19 protein-coding genes are annotated in these 20,600 nt (G+C 63.1%); 15 read left to right on the top strand and 4 right to left on the bottom strand.

The window, feature by feature from the left end; all coding sequences use genetic code 11:
* Positions 1–65: 65 nt before the first annotated feature.
* Both prfB and VK98_RS19655 read right to left on the bottom strand, forming a co-directional pair.
* Positions 66–1,170, bottom strand: a protein-coding gene (prfB, locus tag VK98_RS19660) for a peptide chain release factor 2 (protein WP_156187982.1) whose coding sequence is annotated in 2 segments (ribosomal slippage) — positions 66–1,088 and positions 1,090–1,170 — 1,104 coding nt in all. Because the reading frame shifts where the segments join, the coding sequence is not laid out codon by codon here.
* A gap of 116 nt (positions 1,171–1,286) precedes the next feature.
* Positions 1,287–2,267 (bottom strand): malate dehydrogenase, encoded by a 981-nt coding sequence (locus VK98_RS19655; protein WP_048415655.1) that lies wholly within the window; start codon positions 2,265–2,267, stop codon positions 1,287–1,289.
* Positions 2,268–2,477: 210 nt separating this feature from the next.
* Between VK98_RS19655 and VK98_RS19650 the strand changes: the two genes are divergently transcribed.
* From VK98_RS19650 to sucD, 13 genes are all read left to right on the top strand, one after another.
* Positions 2,478–3,212: a GntR family transcriptional regulator gene (locus VK98_RS19650; RefSeq protein ID WP_048415654.1), complete on the top strand. Its 735-nt coding sequence runs from the start codon at positions 2,478–2,480 to the stop codon at positions 3,210–3,212.
* Positions 3,213–3,447: 235 nt separating this feature from the next.
* Entirely contained in the window at positions 3,448–3,822 is a 375-nt protein-coding gene (sdhC, locus tag VK98_RS19645) for a succinate dehydrogenase, cytochrome b556 subunit (protein WP_019103264.1), read from the top strand.
* Positions 3,816–4,160, top strand: coding sequence for a succinate dehydrogenase, hydrophobic membrane anchor protein (gene sdhD / locus VK98_RS19640; RefSeq protein WP_048415653.1), 345 nt, complete (start codon positions 3,816–3,818; stop codon positions 4,158–4,160). The genes sdhC and sdhD overlap by 7 nt, the downstream gene beginning before the upstream one ends.
* On the top strand, positions 4,160–5,932 hold the full coding sequence (gene sdhA, locus VK98_RS19635) for a succinate dehydrogenase flavoprotein subunit (protein ID WP_048415652.1): 1,773 nt from the start codon (positions 4,160–4,162) through the stop codon (positions 5,930–5,932). Before sdhD ends, sdhA begins: the two co-directional genes overlap by 1 nt.
* A 13-nt stretch (positions 5,933–5,945) precedes the next feature.
* Positions 5,946–6,656: a succinate dehydrogenase iron-sulfur subunit gene (locus VK98_RS19630; RefSeq protein WP_019103261.1), complete on the top strand. Its 711-nt coding sequence runs from the start codon at positions 5,946–5,948 to the stop codon at positions 6,654–6,656.
* The gene (locus VK98_RS19625) at positions 6,653–6,901 is read left to right on the top strand and encodes a succinate dehydrogenase assembly factor 2 (RefSeq protein WP_019103260.1); all 249 of its coding nucleotides are present in this window, start codon (positions 6,653–6,655) and stop codon (positions 6,899–6,901) included. Before VK98_RS19630 ends, VK98_RS19625 begins: the two co-directional genes overlap by 4 nt.
* 53 nt (positions 6,902–6,954) lie before the next feature.
* A complete protein-coding gene (gene gltA, locus VK98_RS19620) occupies positions 6,955–8,247 on the top strand; it encodes a citrate synthase (RefSeq protein WP_048415651.1) in 1,293 nt (430 codons plus the stop codon).
* A gap of 200 nt (positions 8,248–8,447) precedes the next feature.
* A complete protein-coding gene (locus VK98_RS19615) occupies positions 8,448–11,276 on the top strand; it encodes a 2-oxoglutarate dehydrogenase E1 component (RefSeq protein ID WP_048415650.1) in 2,829 nt (942 codons plus the stop codon).
* Positions 11,277–11,328: 52 nt separating this feature from the next.
* Positions 11,329–12,564, top strand: coding sequence for a 2-oxoglutarate dehydrogenase complex dihydrolipoyllysine-residue succinyltransferase (odhB, locus tag VK98_RS19610; RefSeq protein ID WP_048415711.1), 1,236 nt, complete (start codon positions 11,329–11,331; stop codon positions 12,562–12,564).
* 54 nt (positions 12,565–12,618) lie between these two features.
* Positions 12,619–12,801, top strand: a complete 183-nt coding sequence (locus tag VK98_RS19605; protein WP_019103256.1) for a hypothetical protein — start codon at positions 12,619–12,621, stop codon at positions 12,799–12,801.
* A gap of 49 nt (positions 12,802–12,850) precedes the next feature.
* Positions 12,851–14,284 (top strand): dihydrolipoyl dehydrogenase, encoded by a 1,434-nt coding sequence (gene lpdA, locus VK98_RS19600; RefSeq protein ID WP_048415649.1) that lies wholly within the window; start codon positions 12,851–12,853, stop codon positions 14,282–14,284.
* A 200-nt stretch (positions 14,285–14,484) separates the two neighbouring features.
* The gene (gene sucC, locus VK98_RS19595) at positions 14,485–15,657 is read left to right on the top strand and encodes an ADP-forming succinate--CoA ligase subunit beta (protein WP_048411387.1); all 1,173 of its coding nucleotides are present in this window, start codon (positions 14,485–14,487) and stop codon (positions 15,655–15,657) included.
* Positions 15,658–15,684: 27 nt separating this feature from the next.
* Complete coding sequence (gene sucD, locus VK98_RS19590) at positions 15,685–16,569, top strand: succinate--CoA ligase subunit alpha (RefSeq protein ID WP_043592732.1); 885 nt, start codon at positions 15,685–15,687, stop codon at positions 16,567–16,569.
* A 114-nt stretch (positions 16,570–16,683) separates the two neighbouring features.
* Here sucD and VK98_RS22985 read toward each other — a convergent pair whose 3' ends face one another.
* The gene (locus tag VK98_RS22985; RefSeq protein WP_053077497.1) at positions 16,684–17,328 is read right to left on the bottom strand and encodes a TetR/AcrR family transcriptional regulator; all 645 of its coding nucleotides are present in this window, start codon (positions 17,326–17,328) and stop codon (positions 16,684–16,686) included.
* A gap of 291 nt (positions 17,329–17,619) precedes the next feature.
* Between VK98_RS22985 and VK98_RS19580 the strand changes: the two genes are divergently transcribed.
* Positions 17,620–19,506, top strand: a complete 1,887-nt coding sequence (locus VK98_RS19580; protein WP_048415648.1) for a methyl-accepting chemotaxis protein — start codon at positions 17,620–17,622, stop codon at positions 19,504–19,506.
* A gap of 127 nt (positions 19,507–19,633) precedes the next feature.
* Positions 19,634–20,068, top strand: coding sequence for a hypothetical protein (locus tag VK98_RS19575; RefSeq protein ID WP_081574618.1), 435 nt, complete (start codon positions 19,634–19,636; stop codon positions 20,066–20,068).
* A 77-nt stretch (positions 20,069–20,145) separates the two neighbouring features.
* Here VK98_RS19575 and VK98_RS19570 read toward each other — a convergent pair whose 3' ends face one another.
* Positions 20,146–20,598 (bottom strand): LEA type 2 family protein, encoded by a 453-nt coding sequence (locus VK98_RS19570; RefSeq protein WP_048415647.1) that lies wholly within the window; start codon positions 20,596–20,598, stop codon positions 20,146–20,148.
* Between the last annotated feature and the right edge of the window lie 2 nt (positions 20,599–20,600).

The raw sequence follows: 20,600 nt of genomic DNA, 5'->3' as shown, positions 1-20,600 counted from the left end.
CTCCGTAATTCAATGCAATGGCTGTTGGCCGCCGCGCGGGCGGCCGGGTTAAGCGGGTTTTAGGCTCAGACGCCCTGTTTCAGGCTGGCTTCGATGAATCCGTCCAGGTCGCCGTCCATGACGCCCTTGATGTTGCCCACTTCGTAGCTGGTGCGCAGGTCCTTGATGCGGGACTGGTCGAAGACGTAGGAACGGATCTGGTGGCCCCAGCCCACATCGGTCTTGGTGTCTTCCAGCGCCTGCTTGGCCTCGTTGCGCTTTTTCAGTTCCAGCTCGTACAGCTTGGCGCGCAGCATCTGCATCGCTTCGTCGCGGTTGCGATGCTGGGAGCGGTCGTTCTGGCACTGCACCACGATCCCGGTGGGATTGTGGGTGATGCGCACGGCGGAGTCGGTCTTGTTGATGTGCTGACCGCCGGCGCCGGAGGCGCGGTAGGTGTCGACGCGCAAATCGGCCGGATTGATGTCGATCTCGAAGCTGTCGTCCACTTCCGGGTAGACGAAGACCGAGGAGAACGAGGTGTGGCGGCGCGCGTTGGAGTCGAACGGCGACACGCGCACCAGGCGATGCACGCCCACTTCCGAGCGCAGCAGGCCGTAGGCGTATTCGCCGCTGATCTTCAGCGTGGCGCTGGTGATGCCGGCCACTTCGCCTTCGGACTCTTCCAGCACTTCCACGCTGAAGCCCTTGCGCTCGGCGTAGCGGATGTACATGCGCAGCAGCATGCCGGCCCAGTCCTGAGCCTCGGTGCCACCGGCGCCGGCCTGGATGTCCAGGAAGCAGTTATTCGGGTCCATCGGGTCGTGGAACATCCGGCGGAATTCCAACTGCGCGAGCTTGGCTTCGGCGGTGTCCAGGTCGGCCTGCACGGCCAGGATGGTGTCGTCGTCGTTTTCGGCGCGGCCCATCTCGAACAATTCGGCGCTGTCGCTGACCATGGCGCCGATCTCGTCGATCACCAGCACCACGTCTTCCAGCTGTTTGCGCTCGCGGCCCAGCTCCTGGGCGCGCTTGGGGTCGTTCCAGATGTCCGGATCTTCGGTCAGGCGGGAAACTTCTTCCAGACGGTCTTTTTTACCGTCGTAGTCAAAGATACCCCCGGATGTCGGCGCTACGGGTGGCCAGGTCGTCGATCTTGGCCGCGATTTGGTTCAGTACTTCGACTTCAATCATGCTCAACTCCAAATGGCAGTCTGTTAAATATAGGCAGTCGGGAAATCGGGTCTTGATCAAAGACAAAAAAGCGCACCGTAAGGTGCGCTTTTGCTGAAAAGACTTGGGATGGATCAGCCAAACAGGTGAGCGATGGCGGCGCGCTCTTCTTCCAGTTCGGCCAGGGTGAAGTTCATCCGCTCGCGGCTGAACTCGTCGATTTCCAGACCTTGCACAATCTTGTATTCGCCATTTTCGCATACAACCGGGAAGCCGTACATCACGCCTTCCGGGATGCCGTAGGAGCCGTCGGACGGAATGCCCATGGTCACCCATTTGCCCTGGCTGCCCAGCACCCAGTCGTGGACGTGGTCGATGGCGGCGTTGGCGGCGGAGGCGGCGGAGGACAGGCCGCGCGCTTCGATGATGGCGGCGCCGCGCTTGCCCACGGTGGGCAGGAATACGTCGCGGTTCCAGGCTTCGTCGTTGATCATCGGCTTGACCGGCTGGCCGTCGATGCTGGCGAAGCGGTAGTCGGCGTACATGGTCGGCGAGTGGTTGCCCCATACCGCCAGCTTCTCGATGGCGGCCACCGGCTTGCCGGTTTTGGCGGCGATCTGGGACAGCGCGCGGTTGTGGTCAAGACGCAACATGGCGGTGAAGTTTTTCGGATTCAGGTCCGGAGCGGACTTCATCGCGATCCAGGCGTTGGTGTTGGCCGGGTTGCCCACCACCAGCACTTTCACGTCGCGGGCGGCGTGGTCGTTCAGCGCCTTGCCCTGCACGGTGAAGATGGCGCCGTTGGCTTCCAGCAGATCCTTGCGCTCCATGCCCTTGCTGCGCGGGCGGGCGCCCACCAGCAGCGCGACCTTGACGTCCTTGAAGGCCACGTTCGGGTCGTCGGTGGCGACCATGCCGGCCAACAGCGGGAAGGCGCAGTCTTCCAGTTCCATCATCACGCCCTTGAGGGCGGTTTGCGCTTGCGGCAGGTCCAGCAGTTGCAGGATGACCGGTTGATCCTTGCCGAGCATTTCGCCGCTGGCAATGCGGAACAGCAGACTGTAGCCGATCTGGCCGGCTGCGCCGGTGACGGCGACGCGAACGGGAGCTTTCATTGGCGGACTCTCCTTTGATGTATCCGATAATGACGATATGCAGATGTTGCTCTGCAGCATTGAATGCTTTTGTGCGGCTGAGTGTAACACGGAGTATAGCCAAAGTGGCGGGCTAATCCTCATCAGAAAAGCTGATGGCCCGGATAAAGTCTTGTATCTTATATAAGACTTGTATTTACGCTTGATTTGTTTGGTGATACAACAGAGAACATGACAGATCGACCGCTGCGTAGACAGCCGCTGTACAGCCAGATCAAGCAGCAGTTGCTGCGCCGGATCGGCGATGGCGAGTGGCAGGAGAACGATGCTTTGCCCAGCGAATGGGACTTGGCGGACGAACTGGGCGCCAGCCAGGGCACGGTGCGCAAGGCCTTGGGCGAACTGGTGGCGGACGGTCTTTTGTACCGAGCGCAGGGCAGGGGCACTTTCGTGGCGCCGGCGCCCAGCGAGTGGGGCGAGGGCCTGCTGCTGACGCCCGGACTGTTCAACGAGCAGCCGGACGATCTGGCGCGGGAGTTCCTCGGCATTTCGCGCGGCAACGCCAGCGACGACATGGCCGCGGCATTGCAATTGCGGCGCGCTGCGCCTTTATTGAGAGTTCGGCAGCTGTGGCGCTGGCACGGCATTCCGGTGGCGGTGGACGAGGCCTTCCTGCCGGCCGACGAATTCGAAGGACTGGACGCGCGCTGGCTGCGCGGCTCGTCCGGGGTGTACCAGGCGCTGCAGCAGCGTTTCGGCATCCGTTTGAAAGTATTGTGCGAGCAGTTCCGCGCGCTGATGTTGCCGCGCGAGGAAAGCGCGCTGCTCGGCGTCACCGGCATGGTGGCCGAGGCGCCGGCCTTGAGCCTGATCCGGATTTCCGGCTCGATGGAAGGGGTGCCGCTGGAGTGGCGGCAGCGTTACTGTCTGACGCACAATTGGGCTTACACCGCCCGCCGGGCTTGACGCGGCGGGCTTTTGACGTGACGTGGACGGCTGGGCCGGCGGCGAAAAACGGGCCGCGGCCAGCCAGTTTTGCTAGAATCCCCGGGTCATATTGCACCGCGATATTCCTGGTGCGGCATGAGCGGTAATGACGGGCATCCAGCCATAACAACAACGGAGCCCTTCAGGCGGGCGGCCTCTAAGCGGGCCGTCTGTTGTGTAACCTCTTGGTTCTAAAAACATCCAAGGAAGCCATATGCAGAAGCAACGACCAAAGCACCTGGATCTGGCCAAGATCAGACTGCCGATTCCCGGCATCGTCTCGATCTTGCACCGGATCAGCGGTGTTGCGCTGTTCTTTTCTCTCCCACTGTTGATTTACCTGTTGCACGGTTCGCTGAGCTCGGCCGAATCGTTCGAAACCTACCGCGCCGTGGTGGGCAACCCGCTGATGAAGCTGGTGTTGCTCGGCCTGTTGTGGGCGTACATGCACCACTTCTGTGCCGGTATCCGTTTCCTCTTCCTCGATATTCATAAAGGTCTCGAACTGCAGACCGCCCGCGCCACCGCCAAGACCGTCGTGGCCGTCAGCCTGGCGCTGACCGTGGTTCTGGGAGTTGCTCTATGGTAAATCGCAATGTCGTCGGCGCCGGCTATGGCCTGCGCGATTGGATCATGCAGCGCGTCACCGCGGTGATCATGTTGATCTACACCGTGGCTTTGGCTTTGTTCCTGTTGACCATGCCATCCGGCTACGAAGGCTGGAAGGCGTTCTTCGGCCAGTTCTGGGTGCAGTTGCTGACCCAGGTGAGCCTGATCGCCCTGTTCCTGCACGTATGGGTGGGCATCCGCGATCTGTGGATGGACTATGTGAAGCCGGCGGGCGTTCGCCTGGCGCTGCACGTGTTCACCATCGTCTGGCTGGTTTCCTGTTTTATCTATTCCGTTAAAGTGGTCTGGGGGCTGTAATGGGTATTCCTGTTCGTCATTTCGACGCCGTTATCGTTGGGGCAGGCGGAGCAGGCATGCGCGCGGCCTTGCAATTGTCCGAGGCCGGCCTGAAGACAGCGGTGCTGTCCAAGGTATTCCCGACCCGCTCCCACACCGTTGCCGCCCAGGGCGGCGTGTCCGCTTCTCTCGGCAACTCCGAGGAAGATCATTGGCACTGGCATATGTACGACACCGTCAAGGGGTCGGACTGGCTGGGCGACCAGGACGCCATCGAATTCATGTGCCGCGAAGCGCCCAAGGTGGTGGTGGAGCTGGAGCACTTCGGCATGCCGTTCGACCGCAACGCCGACGGCTCCATCTACCAGCGCCCGTTCGGCGGCCATATGTCGAATTTCGGCGAGAAGCCGGTGCGCCGCGCCTGCGCCGCCGCTGACCGCACCGGCCACGCGATGCTGCACGCGCTGTACCAGCGCAATGTGCGCGCCAACACCCATTTCTTCGTTGAATGGATGGCGCTGGACCTGATCCGCGACGCCGACGGCAATGTCCAGGGCGTGATCGCCATGGAAATGGAAACCTCGGAAATCGTCGTGTTCCAGGCCAAGGCCACCTTGTTCGCCACCGGCGGCGCCGGCCGCATCTTCTCCTCGTCGACCAATGCCTTCATCAATACCGGCGACGGCCTGGGCATGGCCGCCCGCGCCGGCATCCCGCTGGAAGACATGGAGTTCTGGCAGTTCCACCCGACCGGCGTGGCCGGCGCCGGCGTGCTGATCACCGAGGGCGTGCGCGGCGAAGGCGGCATTCTGCGCAATGCGCAGGGCGAGCGCTTCATGGAACGCTACGCGCCCAACGCCAAGGACCTGGCGTCCCGCGACGTGGTGTCGCGCGCGATGGTGACCGAGATCAACGAAGGCCGCGGCTGCGGTCCGAACAAGGATCACGTGCTGCTGGACATCACCCACCTGGATCCGGAAGTGATCATGTCCAAGCTGCCGGGCATCCGCGAGATTTCGATCAAGTTCGCCGGCGTGGACCCGATCAAGGCGCCGATCCCGGTGGTGCCGACTTGCCATTACCAGATGGGCGGCATTCCCACCAACTACCACGGCGAAGTGGTGGTGCACGGCGAAAAAGTGCAGGGCTTCTACGCGGCGGGCGAATGCGCGTGCGCGTCGGTGCACGGCGCCAACCGCCTGGGCACCAACTCGCTGCTGGACTTGCTGGTGTTCGGCAAGAGCTCGGCCAACTCCATGATCGAGTTCATCAAGCAGCAGCCGGAAGATCTGCCGGAACTGGCGCAGGCCGACGTCGAGCGCTCGCTGGCCCGCGTCGAGCGTCTGAACTCCCAGACCGGCGGCGTGCAGGTCAACGACGCGCGCGAGGCGATGCAGCGCACCATGCAGGCGCACTGCGGCGTGTTCCGCTTCAAGGACATGCTGGCCGAAGGCGTGGAGAAGATTCTGGAAGTGGAGAAACTGGTGCAGCGCACCGAGATCTCGGACAAGTCCAATGTCTTCAACACCGCCCGCATCGAAGCGCTGGAGCTGGAAAACCTGATCGAAGTGGCCAAGGCCACCATGATCTCGGCCAACGCCCGCACCGAATCGCGCGGCGCCCATGTGCGCGACGACGCCAAGGACACCGAGGAAACCCCGAACGGCCGCGACGACAAGAACTGGCTGAAGCACACGCTGTGGTATCGCGAAGCCAACCGTCTGGACTACAAGCCGGTCAACCTGAAGCCGCTGTCGGTCGACACGATCGCGCTGAAGACCCGCTCCTACTAAGGGTTCCATCAAGATGACTACCGAAACCGTCAAATTCCGCATCTACCGCTACAATCCGGAAACCGATGCCAAGCCGTACATGCAGGACATCAGCGTGGAGATGAGTTCCACCGAGCACAAGCTCTTGGACGCGCTGGTCAAGCTGAAGGTGAAGGACGACACGCTGAGCTTCCGCCGCTCCTGTCGCGAAGGCGTGTGCGGCTCCGACGCCATGAACATCAACGGCAAGAACGGGCTGGCCTGCCTGACCGACTTCCGCGACCTGAAACAGCCGATCGAGCTGCGTCCGCTGCCGGGTCTGCCGGTGATCCGCGATCTGATCGTGGACATGACCCAGTTCTTCAAGCAGTACCACTCGATCAAGCCTTACGTGATCAACGACACGCCGCCGCCGGAACGCGAGCGCAAGCAGTCGCCGGAAGACCGCAAGGAACTGGACGGCCTGTACGAGTGCATTCTGTGCGCGTGCTGCTCGACGTCCTGCCCGTCCTTCTGGTGGAACCCGGACAAGTTCGTCGGTCCGGCCGGCTTGTTGGCCGCCTACCGCTTCATCGCGGACACCCGCGACGAAGCGACCAAGGAGCGTCTGGACAACCTGGAAGACCCGTACCGCCTGTTCCGTTGCCACACCATCATGAACTGCGTGGACGTGTGTCCCAAGGGCCTGAACCCGACCAAGGCGATCGGCAAGATCAAGGACCTGATGGTCAAGCGTGCAGTATGACCGCCTACGATCCGATTGAACTCAAGCGGATCCGTTGGCGGTCTCGGCGGGGGCTGCTGGAGCTGGATCTGGTGCTGGAGAAGTTCTTCGCCGGCCCCTTCGACCAGCTGGCCCCGGCCGAGATAGAAGCTTATAGGCGGTTGCTGGATTTGCCCGATACCGATTTTCTGGACGTCGTCAGCGGCAAGGCCGACCTGGACGATCCGGAAGAGATGGCCATCGTGGCGATTCTCAGGTCGCTCTGACGGCTATGCATCACCCCAATTACAACGACCATAAACCGACTGGGAGTATTGCTGTGGAAACTAATCGCAAAGTAACGCTCACCTACAACGAGGGTAAGGAAACTCTGGATCTGCCGGTCCAGAGCGGCACTTTGGGGCCGGATGTCGTCGACATCCGCACCTTCTCCAAAACCGGCATGTTCACGTTTGACCCGGGCTTCCTGGCCACCGCCAGCTGCGAGTCCGGCATCACCTTCATCGACGGCGACCTGGGCCAGCTCTACTACCGCGGCTACCCGATCGAACAGCTCGCCGAGAAGAGCGATTACCTGGAAGTCTGCTACCTGCTGCTGAACGGCGAACTGCCGACCGCGGCCCAGCGCAAGGACTTCGAGCGCGGCATCATGCGTCACAACATGCTGCACGATCAGCTGATGAGCCTGTTCAAGGGCTTCCGTCGCGACGCGCATCCGATGGCGGTGATGGTGGGCGTGGTGGGCGCGCTGTCCGCCTTCTATCACGACTCGCTGGACATCTCCAATCCGGAGCATCGCCGCATTTCCGCGCACCGCCTGGTGGCCAAGCTGCCGACCATCGCCGCGCAAGCTTACCGCTACAACAAGGGCCTGCCGTTCTCCTACCCGAAAAACGGCCTGACCTACGCGGAAAACTTCCTGCACATGATGTTCTCCACCCCGTGCGAAGAGTACAAGGTGAACCCGGTGCTGGCGCGCGCGCTGGACCGCATCTTCACCCTGCACGCGGACCACGAGCAGAACGCCTCCACCTCCACCGTGCGTCTGGCCGGCTCCTCCGGCGCCAACCCCTTCGCCTGCATCGCCGCCGGCATCGCCTGCCTGTGGGGCCCGTCCCACGGCGGCGCCAACGAAGCCGTGCTGAAGATGCTGGACGAAATCGGCAGCGTGGAGAACGTGGCCGACTTCATGCAGGGCGTGAAGGACAAGCGCTACAAGCTGATGGGCTTCGGCCACCGCGTGTACAAGAACATGGACCCGCGCGCCTCCATCATGAAGCAGACCTGCGACGAAGTGCTGAACGAGCTGGGCCTGCACAACGATCCCAAGTTCAAGCTGGCGATGGAACTGGAAAAGATCGCGCTGTCCGATCCGTACTTCATCGAGCGCAAGCTGTACCCGAACGTGGACTTCTACTCCGGCATCGTGCTGTCGGCCATCGGCATCCCGGTGTCGATGTTCACCCCGATCTTCGCGCTGGCCCGCACCGTGGGCTGGATCGCCCACTGGAGCGAAATGATTTCCGACCCGGCGATGAAGATCGGCCGTCCGCGCCAGCTGTACACCGGCGCTCCCCGCCGCGATTTCATCCCGGTGGAGAAACGCAAGTAATCAGGAACGAGGGTTGGCTGGAGCAGGGCTTCAGTCAGCCTTTTTTTCCGGCCCGACGGCGGGCCGGGCGGCAGGGTCAGAATGTTATGGGAAGCACAACAACAAGTTTTTCCGATAGCGTTTTCCCCATGCAGCAACAGGGAGTTCGCGCCAGAGCGTAGCTGGCCGGATTCCGAACAGAAACGACAAAGGGTAGCCCCATGATGCAATCCATGTACAGCCATTCTTACCTGTTCGGTGGGAATGCACCGTTCATCGAGGAGCTGTACGAACAGTACCTCGCTGACGCCAACTCCGTTCCGAACGAGTGGCGCGACTATTTCGACAAGCTGGCGCAAGCGCCGGGCGCTGCCGAACGCGATGTGCCGCACATGCCGATCCAGGAATCCTTCATTCAGCTGGCCAAGAAGCCGGCCGCCGGCCAGCGCGCCGGCAGCGGAGCGGACTGGGACACCATGCAGAAGCAGGTGGGGGTGCTGAAACTGATTTCCGCCTACCGCGTGCTGGGCAGCCGTCAGGCCAATCTGGACCCGCTGAAGCGCATGGATCAGGAGCTGGTGCGCGAACTGGACCCGGCTACCCATGGTCTGACCGGCGCCGACATGGCGGTGCAATTCAACGCCGGCTCGCTGGTGGGCCCGCAGAAGATGCCGCTGTCCGATATCCTGGCGCGTTTGAAGCAGACCTACTGCGGCAATATCGGCGTCGAGTACATGCACATCACCAAGTCGGATGAAAAGCATTGGGTGCAAAAGCGCTTCGAGGGCGACCTGTCCACGCCGCATTACGACGCGGCCAAGAAGCAGCGCATCCTGAAGCAGATCACCGCGTCCGAGACGCTGGAACGTTATCTGCACACCAAATACGTCGGCCAGAAGCGCTTCTCGCTGGAAGGCGGCGAATCCGCCATCGCCGCGCTGGATCACCTGATCCAGAACGCCACCGGCCAGGGCGTGCAGGAACTGATCATCGGCATGGCCCACCGCGGCCGTCTGAACGTGCTGGTCAACACCCTGGGCAAGCTGCCGCGCGACCTGTTCGCCGAATTCGAAGGCAAGGCCGCCCAGCAAATGGCTTCCGGCGACGTGAAGTACCACATGGGCTTCTCGTCCGACATCCCGACCGCCGACGGCCCGATGCACGTGTCGCTGGCGTTCAACCCCTCGCACCTGGAAATCGTCAACCCGGTGGTGGAAGGCTCGGTGCGCGCGCGCCAGGAACGCCGCAAGGACGCGGAACGCAAGACCGCGGTGCCGGTATTGATCCACGGCGACTCCGCCTTCGGCGGCCTGGGCGTCAACCAGGGCACGTTCAACCTGTCGCAGACCCGCGGCTACGGCACCGGCGGCACCATCCACATCGTGATCAACAACCAGGTGGGCTTCACCACCTCGGACACTCGCGACATCCGCTCGACGATGTATTGCACCGACGTGGCCAAGATGATCGAAGCGCCGATCTTCCACGTCAACGGCGATGATCCGGAAGCCGTCTGCTACGTGATGCAGGCCGCGCTGGACTACCGGATGACCTTCAAGAAGGACGTGGTCATCGATCTGGTGTGCTATCGCAAACTGGGCCACAACGAGGGCGACGACCCGTTCCTGACCCAGCCGATGATGTACAAGAAGATCGCCAAGCACCAGGGCGTGCGCGCGATGTACGCCGAGCGTCTGGTGCAGGAAGGCGTGCTGAAGGCGGAAGAGGCCGACGCGCAGATCCAGGCCTACCGCGACGCGCTGGACAAGGGCGAGCACGTCGAGCAGACCGCGCTGACCAATTACAAGCGCGAGCACGCGCTGGACTTCAGCCAGTATCTGGGCACCCACTGGGCGCATCCGACCGACACCTCCTTGCCGCAGGCCGACATCCAGCGCCTGACCGACAAGTTCACTTCGCTGCCGGACGGCTTCAAGCTGCACCCGACGGTGCAGAAGGTGCTGGCCGCGCGCAAGGCGATGGCCGCCGGCGAGCAGAACGCGGACTGGGGCATGGCCGAGACCCTGGCTTACGCCAGCCTGGTGACCAACGGCTTCGGCGTGCGCCTGTCCGGCGAGGACTCCGGCCGCGGCACCTTCTCCCACCGTCATTCGGTCTTGCACGACCAAAACCGCGAGAGCTGGGACCAGGGCAGCTATGTTCCGCTGCGCAATATGTCCGACAACCAGGCCGATTTCCTGGTGATCGACTCCATCCTGAACGAAGAAGCGGTGCTGGCCTATGAATACGGCTATGCCTGTTCCGCTCCGGATCAGTTGGTGATCTGGGAAGCCCAGTTCGGCGACTTCGCCAACGGCGCCCAGGTGGCCATCGACCAGTTCATTTCCTCCGGCGAGACCAAGTGGGGCCGTCTGTGCGGTCTGACCACCATCCTGCCGCACGGCTACGACGGCCAGGGCCCGGAACACTCGTCCGCGCGCCTGGAGCGTTGGCTGCAACTGTGCGCCGAGCACAATATGCAGGTGGTGATGCCGTCCGAAGCCTCGCAGATGTTCCACATGCTGCGTCGCCAGGTGCTGCGTCCGTACCGCAAGCCGCTGGTGATCTTCCTGTCCAAGCGCCTGCTGCGCTTCAAGGACTCGATGAGCCCGATCGAAGCGTTCACCAGCGGCGGCTTCCGCCCGGTGATCGGCGACTCGGTGGTGCAGGACGCCAAGAAGGTCAAGCGCGTGCTGCTGTGCGCCGGCCAGGTGTATTACGACCTTGCCGCCGCCCGCAAGGAGCGCGGCCTGGACGACGATATCGCCATCGTCCGCATCGAGCAGCTCTACCCGTTCCCGACCGAGCAGGTGGCCGCCGAGCTGGCGCGCTTCCCGCAGGCGCGCGAGGTGATGTGGGTGCAGGAAGAGCCGCGCAACCAGGGCGCTTGGTACCAGATCCGCCACCGCCTGGAAGGCCTGCTGGGCGCCAAGCAGTCGCTGTCCTTCGCCGGCCGTCCGTCGTCCGCTTCCCCGGCCGTAGGCTATATGAGCAAACACGTCGCCCAACTCAAGGCTTTCGTTGAAGAAGCCATGTCGGTCGCCAAATAACCACTGAATGAGTTCGAGGCAGCCGGAGGGCTGCCTCTACATGGAGAAGAACATGCTGATTGAAGTCACCGTCCCGCAACTGCCCGAGTCCGTATCCGAAGCCACGCTGATGAGCTGGCACAAGAAGGTTGGCCAAGCCGTCAGCCGCGACGAGAACCTGATCGACCTGGAAACCGACAAGGTGGTGCTGGAACTGCCGGCGCCCCAGGCAGGCGTGATCGTTGAAATCATCGTAGAGGACGGCGCCACCGTGGTGTCCGGCCAGCTGATCGCCAAGATCGACACCGCCGCCAAGGCCGGCGACGTGGCCCCGGCAGCCGCGCCGGCTCCGGCAGCCGCTCCGGCGCCCGCCGCCGCCCCGGCAGGCGCCGCCGCCATGCCGTCCGCCGCCAAGCTGGCCGCCGAAACCGGCGTGGACCTGTCCAAAGTGGCCGGTTCCGGCCGCGACGGCCGCGTGCTGAAGGAAGACGTGCAGGCCGCCAAGCAAGCCGCCCCGGCCCAGGCCGGTCCGGTGCTGGCTCCGGCCGCCGCCGGCGCCGCGCTGTCCGCCACCCCGGCCGCGGTCAATGTCGCCGCCATCTTGTCCGACCGTCCGGAACAGAGCGTGCCGATGTCCCGTCTGCGCCAGCGCGTGGCCGAGCGCCTGATCCTGTCGCAGCAGACCAACGCCATCCTCACCACCTTCAATGAAGTGAACATGAAGCCGGTGATGGATCTGCGCGCCAAGTACAAGGACCGCTTCGAGAAAGAGCACGGCATCAAGCTGGGTTTCATGGGCTTCTTCGTCAAGGCCGTAGTCGCCGCGCTGAAGAAATACCCGATCGTCAACGCCTCGGTGGACGGCAACAACATCATCTACCACGGCTACTTCGACATCGGCGTGGCCGTGGGCAGCCCGCGCGGCCTGGTGGTGCCGGTGATCCGCAACGCCGACCAACTGAGCCTGGCCGACATCGAGAAGCAGATCTCCGAATTCGGCAAGCGCGCCCAGGAAGGCAAGCTGACCGTGGAAGAGCTGACCGGCGGCACCTACACCATCTCCAACGGCGGCACCTTCGGTTCGATGATGTCCACCCCCATCATCAACCCGCCGCAGTCCGCGATCCTGGGCATGCACGCCACCAAGGAGCGCGCCGTGGTTGAGAACGGTCAAGTGGTGGTGCGTCCGATGATGTATCTTGCCCAGTCCTACGACCACCGCATCATCGACGGCCGCGAAGCCGTGCTGAGCCTGGTGGCGATCAAGGACGCGATTGAAGATCCGGCCCGCCTGATCCTCGACTTGTAATCACCCGCGGCCGGGGGCACGCTCCCGGCCTGTCTTGCGATGAATGGAGCTTGAATGCAGTTGCCCGACTGGTTTTACGGAATCGCCGCCATCCTGGCCGGCGTGGCCATAGGCTGGCTGACCTGGAAAAAACGCCAAAACGGCGTTCGCGAAGACCTGTACAGCCTGATCGGCAAAAGCATTCTCTGTCTGTTCATGATCGCATTCGGCATTCTGCTGCTGAAGGTCGGCAAGTAGACCCGGCAGCCGGCGGGCCGCGCGCCCGCCACCGACAAAGGAAAACAAGATGAGCCAATCGTTTGATGTAGTGGTGATCGGCGGCGGCCCCGGCGGCTACGTAGCCGCCATCCGCGCCGCCCAGCTGGGCTTCAACACCGCCTGCGTGGACGCGTTCAAGAACCCGGAAGGCAAGGCGTCGCTGGGCGGCACCTGCCTGAACGTCGGTTGCATTCCGTCCAAGGCCTTGCTGCAGTCGTCGGAAAACTTCCACGCGGTGCAGCATGACTTCGCCAAGCACGGCATCAGCGTTTCCGGCGCCAAGATGGACGTGGCGCAGATGATTTCGCGCAAGACCGACATCATCACCAAGAACGCCGCCGGCATCAGCTTCCTGTTCAAGAAGAACAAGGTTGCCAACATCCACGGCCTGGCCGCCTTCAAGGGCCGCCAGGGCGAGAAGTGGGTGATCGAAGTCAGCGACGGCGGCAAGGTGGTGGACACCCTGGAAGCCGGCCACGTGATCGTGGCTACCGGCTCCAGCCCGCGCGCGCTGCCGGGCCTGGCCACCGACAACAAGCTGGTGCTGGACAATGAGGGCGCGCTGGCGCTGACGGACGTGCCCAAGCGCCTGGGCGTGATCGGCGCCGGCGTGATCGGTCTGGAAATGGGCTCGGTCTGGAAGCGTCTGGGCGCCGAGGTGACCATTCTGGAAGCGATGCCGACCTTCCTCGCCGCCGCCGACCAGCAGATCGCCAAGGAAGCGTTCAAGACGCTGACCAAGGACACCGGGCTGGACATCAAGCTGGGCGTCAAGATCGGCGAAGTCAAGGCCGGCAAGAAGAGCGTCACCGTCAACTACGAATTGAACGGCGAAGCGGTCAAGGCCGAGTTCGACAAGCTGATCGTCTCCATCGGCCGCGTGCCCAACACCCAAGGCCTGGGCGCCGAAGCGGTGGGCCTGCAGCTGGACGAGCGCGGCTTCGTGGCGGTGGACGATCACTGCCACACCAATCTGCCCAATGTCTGGGCGATCGGCGACGTGGTGCGCGGCCCGATGCTGGCGCACAAGGCGTCGGAAGAGGGCGTGGCCGTGGCCGAGCGCATCGCCGGCCAGAAGCCGCACGTGGACTTCGGCGTGATTCCTTGGGTGATCTACACTTCTCCGGAGATCGCCTGGGTCGGCAAGACCGAGGAGCAGCTCAAGGCCGAAGGCGTCGAGTACAAAAAGGGCTCTTCCGGCTTCGGCGCCAACGGCCGCGCGCTGGGCCTGGGCCAGGCGCAAGGCACGGTCAAGATCCTGGCCTGCGCCAAGACCGACCGCATCCTTGGCCTGCACATGATAGGTCCGATGGTGTCCGAGCTGGTCAGCGAGGGCGTGGTGTCGATGGAGTTCAAGGCCGCCAGCGAAGACCTGGCGCGCATTGTCCACGCCCACCCGTCCTTGTCGGAAGTGATACACGAAGCCGCCCTGGCCGCCGACAAGCGCGCTTTGCACGGTTGAGCGTTCGCCGGGTCGTGTACAATCGCGCACGGCCCGGCAAAACGGCTCCCTCGGGGGCCGGTTGACGGAGTATGCGGCGGCGGCGTTTAGCCTGGGGGGTAAGCGCCGCGCGCCAGATACATTCAAGGTTTACAAGCGACTCAAAGAAATAGGGGCGTCGGTTTCAGCCCGCCATCCATTTCTCCGAAAGGAAACCATAGATGAACCTGCACGAATACCAAGCGAAAGAGCTGCTGGCCAAGTACGGCCTGCCGGTGCAACAGGGCATTCTGGCCGCCACGCCGGAAGAAGCCGCTGCCGCTTATGACAAACTGGGCGGCAAGTTCGCCGTCGTCAAGGCCCAGGTGCATGCCGGCGGCCGCGGCAAGGCCGGTGGCGTGAAAGTGGTGAAAAGCCGCGAAGAAGCCGCCGAAGTGGCCAAGGGCCTGATCGGCAAGAACCTGGTGACCTACCAGACCGACGCCGCCGGCCAGCCGGTGAACAGCGTGCTGGTGTGCGAAGACATGTACCCGGTGCAGCGCGAGCTCTACCTGGGCGCCGTGGTTGACCGCGGCAGCCAGCGCGTGGTGTTCATGGTCTCCACCGAAGGCGGCGTGGAAATCGAGAAAGTGGCCGAGGAAACCCCGGAAAAGATCATCAAGATCGAGGTCGATCCGCTGGTGGGCATGCAGCCGTTCCAGGCTCGCGACGCCGCTTTCGCGCTGGAACTGAAGGGCGAGCAGGTTGCCGCCTTCACCAAGCTGATGCTGGGCTCCTACAAGGCCTTCGTCGAGAACGACTTCGCCCTGTTCGAAGTGAACCCGCTGGCGCTGCGCGAAAACGGCCAGCTGGCCTGCGTGGACGGCAAGATCAACCTGGACTCCAACGCCCTGTACCGCCACCCGGAACTGCTGGCGCAACGCGACAAGAGCCAGGAAAACGAACGCGAAGTGAAGGCTTCCGAGTTCGATCTGAACTATGTGGCGCTGGAAGGCAATATCGGCTGCATGGTGAACGGCGCCGGCCTGGCGATGGCCACCATGGACATCATCAAGCTGAAGGGCGGCCAGCCGGCCAACTTCCTGGACGTGGGCGGCGGCGCCACCAAGGAGCGCGTGATCGAAGCCTTCAAGCTGATCCTGGCCGACACCTCGGTGCAGGGCGTGCTGATCAACATCTTCGGCGGCATCGTGCGTTGCGACATGATCGCCGAAGCCATCATCGCCGCGGTGAAGGAAGTGAACGTGACCGTGCCGGTAGTGGTGCGTCTGGAAGGCAACAACGCCGAGCTGGGCGCCAAGATCCTGGACGACTCCGGTCTGAAACTGACTTCCGCCCAGGGTCTGAACGACGCTGCCGAGAAGATCGTCGCCGCCGTCAAGGCCGCTGCCTGAGACCCGCACTGAGCTGAGGAATACAAAATGAGCGTATTGGTAAACAAAGACACCAAAGTGCTGGTGCAAGGCTTCACCGGCAAGAACGGCACTTTCCACGCCGAGCAGGCGCTGAAAGTGGGCACCAAGGTCGTAGGCGGCGTGACCCCGGGCAAGGGCGGTTCCGAGCACCTGGGCCTGCCGGTGTTCAACACCATGAAGGACGCCGTGCGTCAGACCCAGGCCGACGCCTCGGTGATCTACGTGCCCGCAGCCTTCGCCAAGGACTCCATCCTGGAAGCCATCGACAGCGGCGTGAAGCTGATCGTCTGCATCACCGAAGGCGTGCCCACCCTGGACATGCTTTACGTGAAGAAGGCCGTCGACGAAGCCGGCATCCGCCTGATCGGCCCGAACTGCCCCGGCATCATCACCCCGGGCGAGTGCAAGATCGGCATCATGCCGTGGCACATCCACAACCCGGGCCGCATCGGCATCGTGTCCCGTTCCGGCACCCTGACCTATGAAGCCGTGGCGCAAACCACCGCTCTGGGCCTGGGCCAGTCCACTTGCATCGGCATCGGCGGCGACCCGATCCCGGGCACCAGCCACATCGACGCGCTGAAGCTGTTCCAGGATGATCCGGACACCGACGCCATCGTGATGATCGGCGAAATCGGCGGTTCCGCCGAGGAAGAGGCGGCCGAGTTCGCCAAGTCCTACGTGACCAAGCCGGTGGTCGGCTACATCGCCGGCGTGACCGCGCCGAAGGGCAAGCGCATGGGCCACGCGGGCGCCATCATCTCCGGCGGCAAGGGCACGGCGGAAGAGAAGTTCAAGGCCTTCGAGAAGGCCGGCATCGCCTACACCCGCAGCCCGGCGGAAATCGGCAAGACCATGTTCGAGTTGCTGAAAAGCAAGGGCATGATCTAAGAACCTGTTCACGATCTGCTGCGCTTGTTCTAGCTCGCGAGATCGTGGATGGATTCTAAGGCCGCATGCAAAACACCCCTGGTTGGCCAGGGGTGTTTTTTTATGCGCCGCCGTTCAGGCGTAGCGCGCGCAGACGCGGTCGAACGGCGGCCGGTAGCGCGGATCGACGTAGGGCGTCAGCAGATAGAGCAGGCTGCGACAGCCGTCTTTCACCATGCGCTCCAGCTCGCTGGGCGTGGCGGAGTGCTTGAGCGTGGTCACCCAGCCGGTCTGCACCATCTGAAAGTGCTGAACCAGGTGGGCCAGTTGCTTGTCGTCGCCCAGCAGCACCCCCTGTTCGCGCAGACGGGCGAACAACTGGGCCAGCCTGCCGGCCAACTGGCCGCGCGACAGCTGCTGGTGGTTTTCCGCCAGTTCCGGGTGCAGGTAGTACAGGCTGGGCATGCTCTTGGGCAGGAAGCGGAAGCTCCAGATGTGGCGCAGCGTTTTTTCCATCGCGCCCACCATCGCCTCGATCGAGTTGCTGTGCCGGAGCGCGGCGGACAGCTGTTCCGCCATGCCCTTGACGTAGCGCTGGTACAGCTCGCTGATGATCTCTTCCTTGTTGCGGAAGTGATAGTACAGCTTGCCGGTGCTGATGTTCATCCGCTCGGCGATATGGTTGGTGGTGATGACGCGTTCGCCCTCCTGATTGAACAGCTGCAGGCTGGCGTCGACGATGTTCTGAAAGGTTTGCGACCGGTTGCCGCTTTTACTCATCTTGGCCCCTTTCTGTCTAATAACCGGGCGCCGTCCATTGCCGTGACGGCGTCCAGGCGCCAGTATCGCTCAAATTGGGGTGCAATTGTCGTTGTTAGGGCAAATTGTCGACATTTTGTGACGCGAGAATCGGCAAAACCAGGTTTGCGGCCGCCCTGAATATTTGAAACGCATGATTGAGCTCTTAATTTGATTTAAAACATGCGCAAATATTTAAAGACATTGTTATTTTTAACAATGCATGACATCTCGTATGACGGATAATAACGCTTTTATCAGCAACGGCTTATCATGCGCTCCATCCGTCACAAGCTCACGCTGCTGACAGCGGTGTCCATTCTGGTCGCCACGCTCAGCATCACCATCACCGCCTGCCTGAACATCCGCGCCCACGCTTACCAAGAGGCGGAGCGCGAGATCAACCAGGTCGCCCAACTGCAGGGCGGCTTCGTGTCCGAATGGCTGTCGGTCCGCAGGAACCTGATCAGCGCCAGCCTCAGCCACGCCGACGACGCGCAGGTCAGCTACTATCTGCAGCAGCTGGCCAAGGGCGGCGGCTTCAACGTGATCTACGCCGGCAACGGCGTCACCGGCGACATGAAGTATTCGGTGCCGGGGCGTCCCAAGCCCAGCGCCGACTACCAGCCGGCGCAGCGGCCGTGGTTCCAGCAGTCCAAGGCCCAGGACGGCCTGATCGTCACCGATCCGTACAAGGACTCCGAGCCGGAAACCAAGGACAAGCTGGTGATCACCATCGCCGACAAGGTCAAGGGCCAGGACATCGTGGTGGGCGGCGACATCCTGATCGACAAGCTGGTCAAGTCGGTGCTGGACATCAAGCTGGCCGGCAAGGGCCACGCCTTCCTGCTGACCAAGCAGGGCAAGATCATCGCCTATCCCAAGCCGGGCAATGAGCTCAAGCCCATAGGCAGCGTGATTCCGGCCTTGGACGAGGCCGCGTTCGCCAGCCTGCTGCAAAGCGACCAGGCCAAGAGCGTGGACATCGACGGCGGCGCCTATATGGTGGCCTTGCGGCCTATCGCCGGCTCCGACTGGGTGATGGGCGTGGCCGCGGACGAGGAGGTGATTTCCTCCCAGGTCAACGGCATCATCTGGCTGATTGCCGGCGCCGTCGCCATCGTGCTGGCGGTGATGCTGACCTTCAGCTCTGCCTATCTGGGCCGCCTGCTCAAGGGCCTGTTCCAGGTGCGCGACGCGATGCGCGAAATCTCCCAGGGCGAAGGCGATCTGACCCGCCGCATCGAAGTGGCCGGCGAGGACGAGGTGGCGCAGACCGCGCAGGCCTTCAACCAGTTCGTGCAACGCCTGAACGGCATGTTCCGCGAATTGCGCGACGAGGCCGGACAACTGACTCAGGGCGTGATCGAAGTCAGCGGCGCGGTGAAGCGCCTGGCCGACGACTCCCACGTGCTGGCTGACATTTCCAGCTCCAACGCCGCGGCGATCGAGGAAGTGACGGTGAGCATCTCCCACATCGCCGACGCCACCCGCGAAACCGACAGCCTGGCGCGCAATACCGGCGAGCATTCGCGCGAAAGCGCCAACGACATGCAGCGCATCAGCAGCGAGATGTCGCGCACCAGCGAATCGGTGGGCGAGCTGTCCGGCCTGCTGGCGTCCTTGGAGCAGCGTTCGCAGGAGATTTCCAAGATCACCAACGTGATCCGCGACATCGCCGACCAGACCAATCTGTTGGCCTTGAACGCGGCGATCGAAGCCGCGCGCGCCGGCGAGCAGGGCCGCGGCTTCGCGGTGGTGGCCGACGAAGTGCGCAAGCTGGCCGAGCGCACCGGTCAGGCCACGGTGGAAATCAGTCAGATGGTGGAAAACATCCTGGGCGAAACCGGCAAGGCGGTGCAGAACATGAACAGCACCGTCGGCGCGGTGGACAATAGCGTGGAGTTGACCGCCCAGGCGCGCGCGCGCCTGACCGCGATCAGCGAGGCGATGCAGCAGGTGGTGGACAAGATCGGCGACGTGGCCCTGTCCACCAGCGAGCAGCACAACGCCACCACGGCGATGGCGCAGAGCACCGAGTCGATCAACAACCAGATCATCGATTCCGACTCCGCGCTGCAATCGGCGATGCAGACCCTGGGCGCCTTGAACGATCTGGCGCGCGGGATGCAAAGCACCTTCAACCGTTTCCGTCTGTAAACCAGCGGATTGTCCGCGCAGGGAAACTCTTGCGCGGCCCCATGGTCAGTCACACTGCGCCGGCTCCGTTCAGGGGCCGGCGTTTTGTTATGCTATGGATAGTGAAACGGGGATTGAAGGATTTCGGATGAAAAGACTGATGATGGTGTCGGCGTTGCTGCTGACCGCCTGCGGCACCTTTCCGACGCAGGAAGGCTATGCGCAGAAGGCTTACTACTGGCAGGGCCGCGACGTGAATCAATTGCTGGCGGAGTGGGGCGCGCCGCAGAAAACGCTGAAGATGCCGAACGGCAACATGCTCTACACCTACAGCAAGGAGTTCACCCAGCGCGAGCCGCTGCGCGAAAACCGCGTGTACGAGCCGGGCGCCAAGGTGACTTACAACGAGAACGGCCAGACCAAGACCATAGAAACGCCGGGACGCTGGGTCAATACCGGCATGATAGGCGGCGGCTCCACCCATTACAGCTGCACCACCAACTTCGTGGTCAATCCCAAGAGCCAGCTGGTGGAGACCGTCAGCTTCGAGGGCAACAACTGCGTGGCGGTGCCGCGGCAGTGAGTGCCGGCCCCGTCGTCGACGGGGCCGCGGGCAGATAGCGGCGGCCCGGAAGCGCCGGCAAGGCCGCGAGGGGGCGTTTATTGGCCGGGCAGCTTCCATTCGCCCTTGCTGCGGAACGGCACCCGGCCCATGCCGTTCAAGTCCTCCAGCGTGCCGTTCAACTGGTACTCCAGCTTGCCGCCGTTGCCGGCCTCCATCGCCTTGCCTATCTGCTTCAGCCAGCCGGCCAGCGAGGTGTGCAATTGCAGCGTGATCAGGCCCTCGCCCAGCGCCGGCACCGCGATGGCCTGATTGCTGACCCCGGTGGCCAGCTTCTCGCCGGCCACGTTCAGCTCCAGCGTCATGCCCTTGGCGTTCAAGGCCAGATTGTTGGGATTGCTGACCCGCAGGCTGACATCGAAGCTTTGTTCGAACAGCGTGGCCCGGCCGGGCTTGACGTCGGCGATGCTGACTTGGGGTTTCTGGTAGTTCAAGGCGGCGCAACCGCTCAGCAGCAGCGCGAACAGGGCGATGCCCAGATATCGTTTCATCT

The sequence above is a fragment of the Chromobacterium sp. LK11 genome, assembly GCF_001043705.1.
In the GTDB taxonomy this organism is placed as follows: domain Bacteria; phylum Pseudomonadota; class Gammaproteobacteria; order Burkholderiales; family Chromobacteriaceae; genus Chromobacterium; species Chromobacterium alkanivorans.
This window is presented reverse-complemented; position numbering and strand designations above follow the sequence as displayed.

Coding starts and splice junctions, on each gene's coding strand:
- VK98_RS19655 (WP_048415655.1), bottom strand. CDS start 2,267: ATGAAAGCTCCCGTTCGCGTCGCCGTCACCGGCGCAGCCGGCCAGATC.
- VK98_RS19650 (WP_048415654.1), top strand. CDS start 2,478: ATGACAGATCGACCGCTGCGTAGACAGCCGCTGTACAGCCAGATCAAG.
- sdhC (WP_019103264.1), top strand. CDS start 3,448: ATGCAGAAGCAACGACCAAAGCACCTGGATCTGGCCAAGATCAGACTG.
- sdhD (WP_048415653.1), top strand. CDS start 3,816: ATGGTAAATCGCAATGTCGTCGGCGCCGGCTATGGCCTGCGCGATTGG.
- sdhA (WP_048415652.1), top strand. CDS start 4,160: ATGGGTATTCCTGTTCGTCATTTCGACGCCGTTATCGTTGGGGCAGGC.
- VK98_RS19630 (WP_019103261.1), top strand. CDS start 5,946: ATGACTACCGAAACCGTCAAATTCCGCATCTACCGCTACAATCCGGAA.
- VK98_RS19625 (WP_019103260.1), top strand. CDS start 6,653: ATGACCGCCTACGATCCGATTGAACTCAAGCGGATCCGTTGGCGGTCT.
- VK98_RS19615 (WP_048415650.1), top strand. CDS start 8,448: ATGATGCAATCCATGTACAGCCATTCTTACCTGTTCGGTGGGAATGCA.
- odhB (WP_048415711.1), top strand. CDS start 11,329: ATGCTGATTGAAGTCACCGTCCCGCAACTGCCCGAGTCCGTATCCGAA.
- VK98_RS19605 (WP_019103256.1), top strand. CDS start 12,619: ATGCAGTTGCCCGACTGGTTTTACGGAATCGCCGCCATCCTGGCCGGC.
- lpdA (WP_048415649.1), top strand. CDS start 12,851: ATGAGCCAATCGTTTGATGTAGTGGTGATCGGCGGCGGCCCCGGCGGC.
- sucC (WP_048411387.1), top strand. CDS start 14,485: ATGAACCTGCACGAATACCAAGCGAAAGAGCTGCTGGCCAAGTACGGC.
- sucD (WP_043592732.1), top strand. CDS start 15,685: ATGAGCGTATTGGTAAACAAAGACACCAAAGTGCTGGTGCAAGGCTTC.
- VK98_RS22985 (WP_053077497.1), bottom strand. CDS start 17,328: ATGAGTAAAAGCGGCAACCGGTCGCAAACCTTTCAGAACATCGTCGAC.
- VK98_RS19580 (WP_048415648.1), top strand. CDS start 17,620: ATGCGCTCCATCCGTCACAAGCTCACGCTGCTGACAGCGGTGTCCATT.
- VK98_RS19575 (WP_081574618.1), top strand. CDS start 19,634: ATGAAAAGACTGATGATGGTGTCGGCGTTGCTGCTGACCGCCTGCGGC.
- VK98_RS19570 (WP_048415647.1), bottom strand. CDS start 20,598: ATGAAACGATATCTGGGCATCGCCCTGTTCGCGCTGCTGCTGAGCGGT.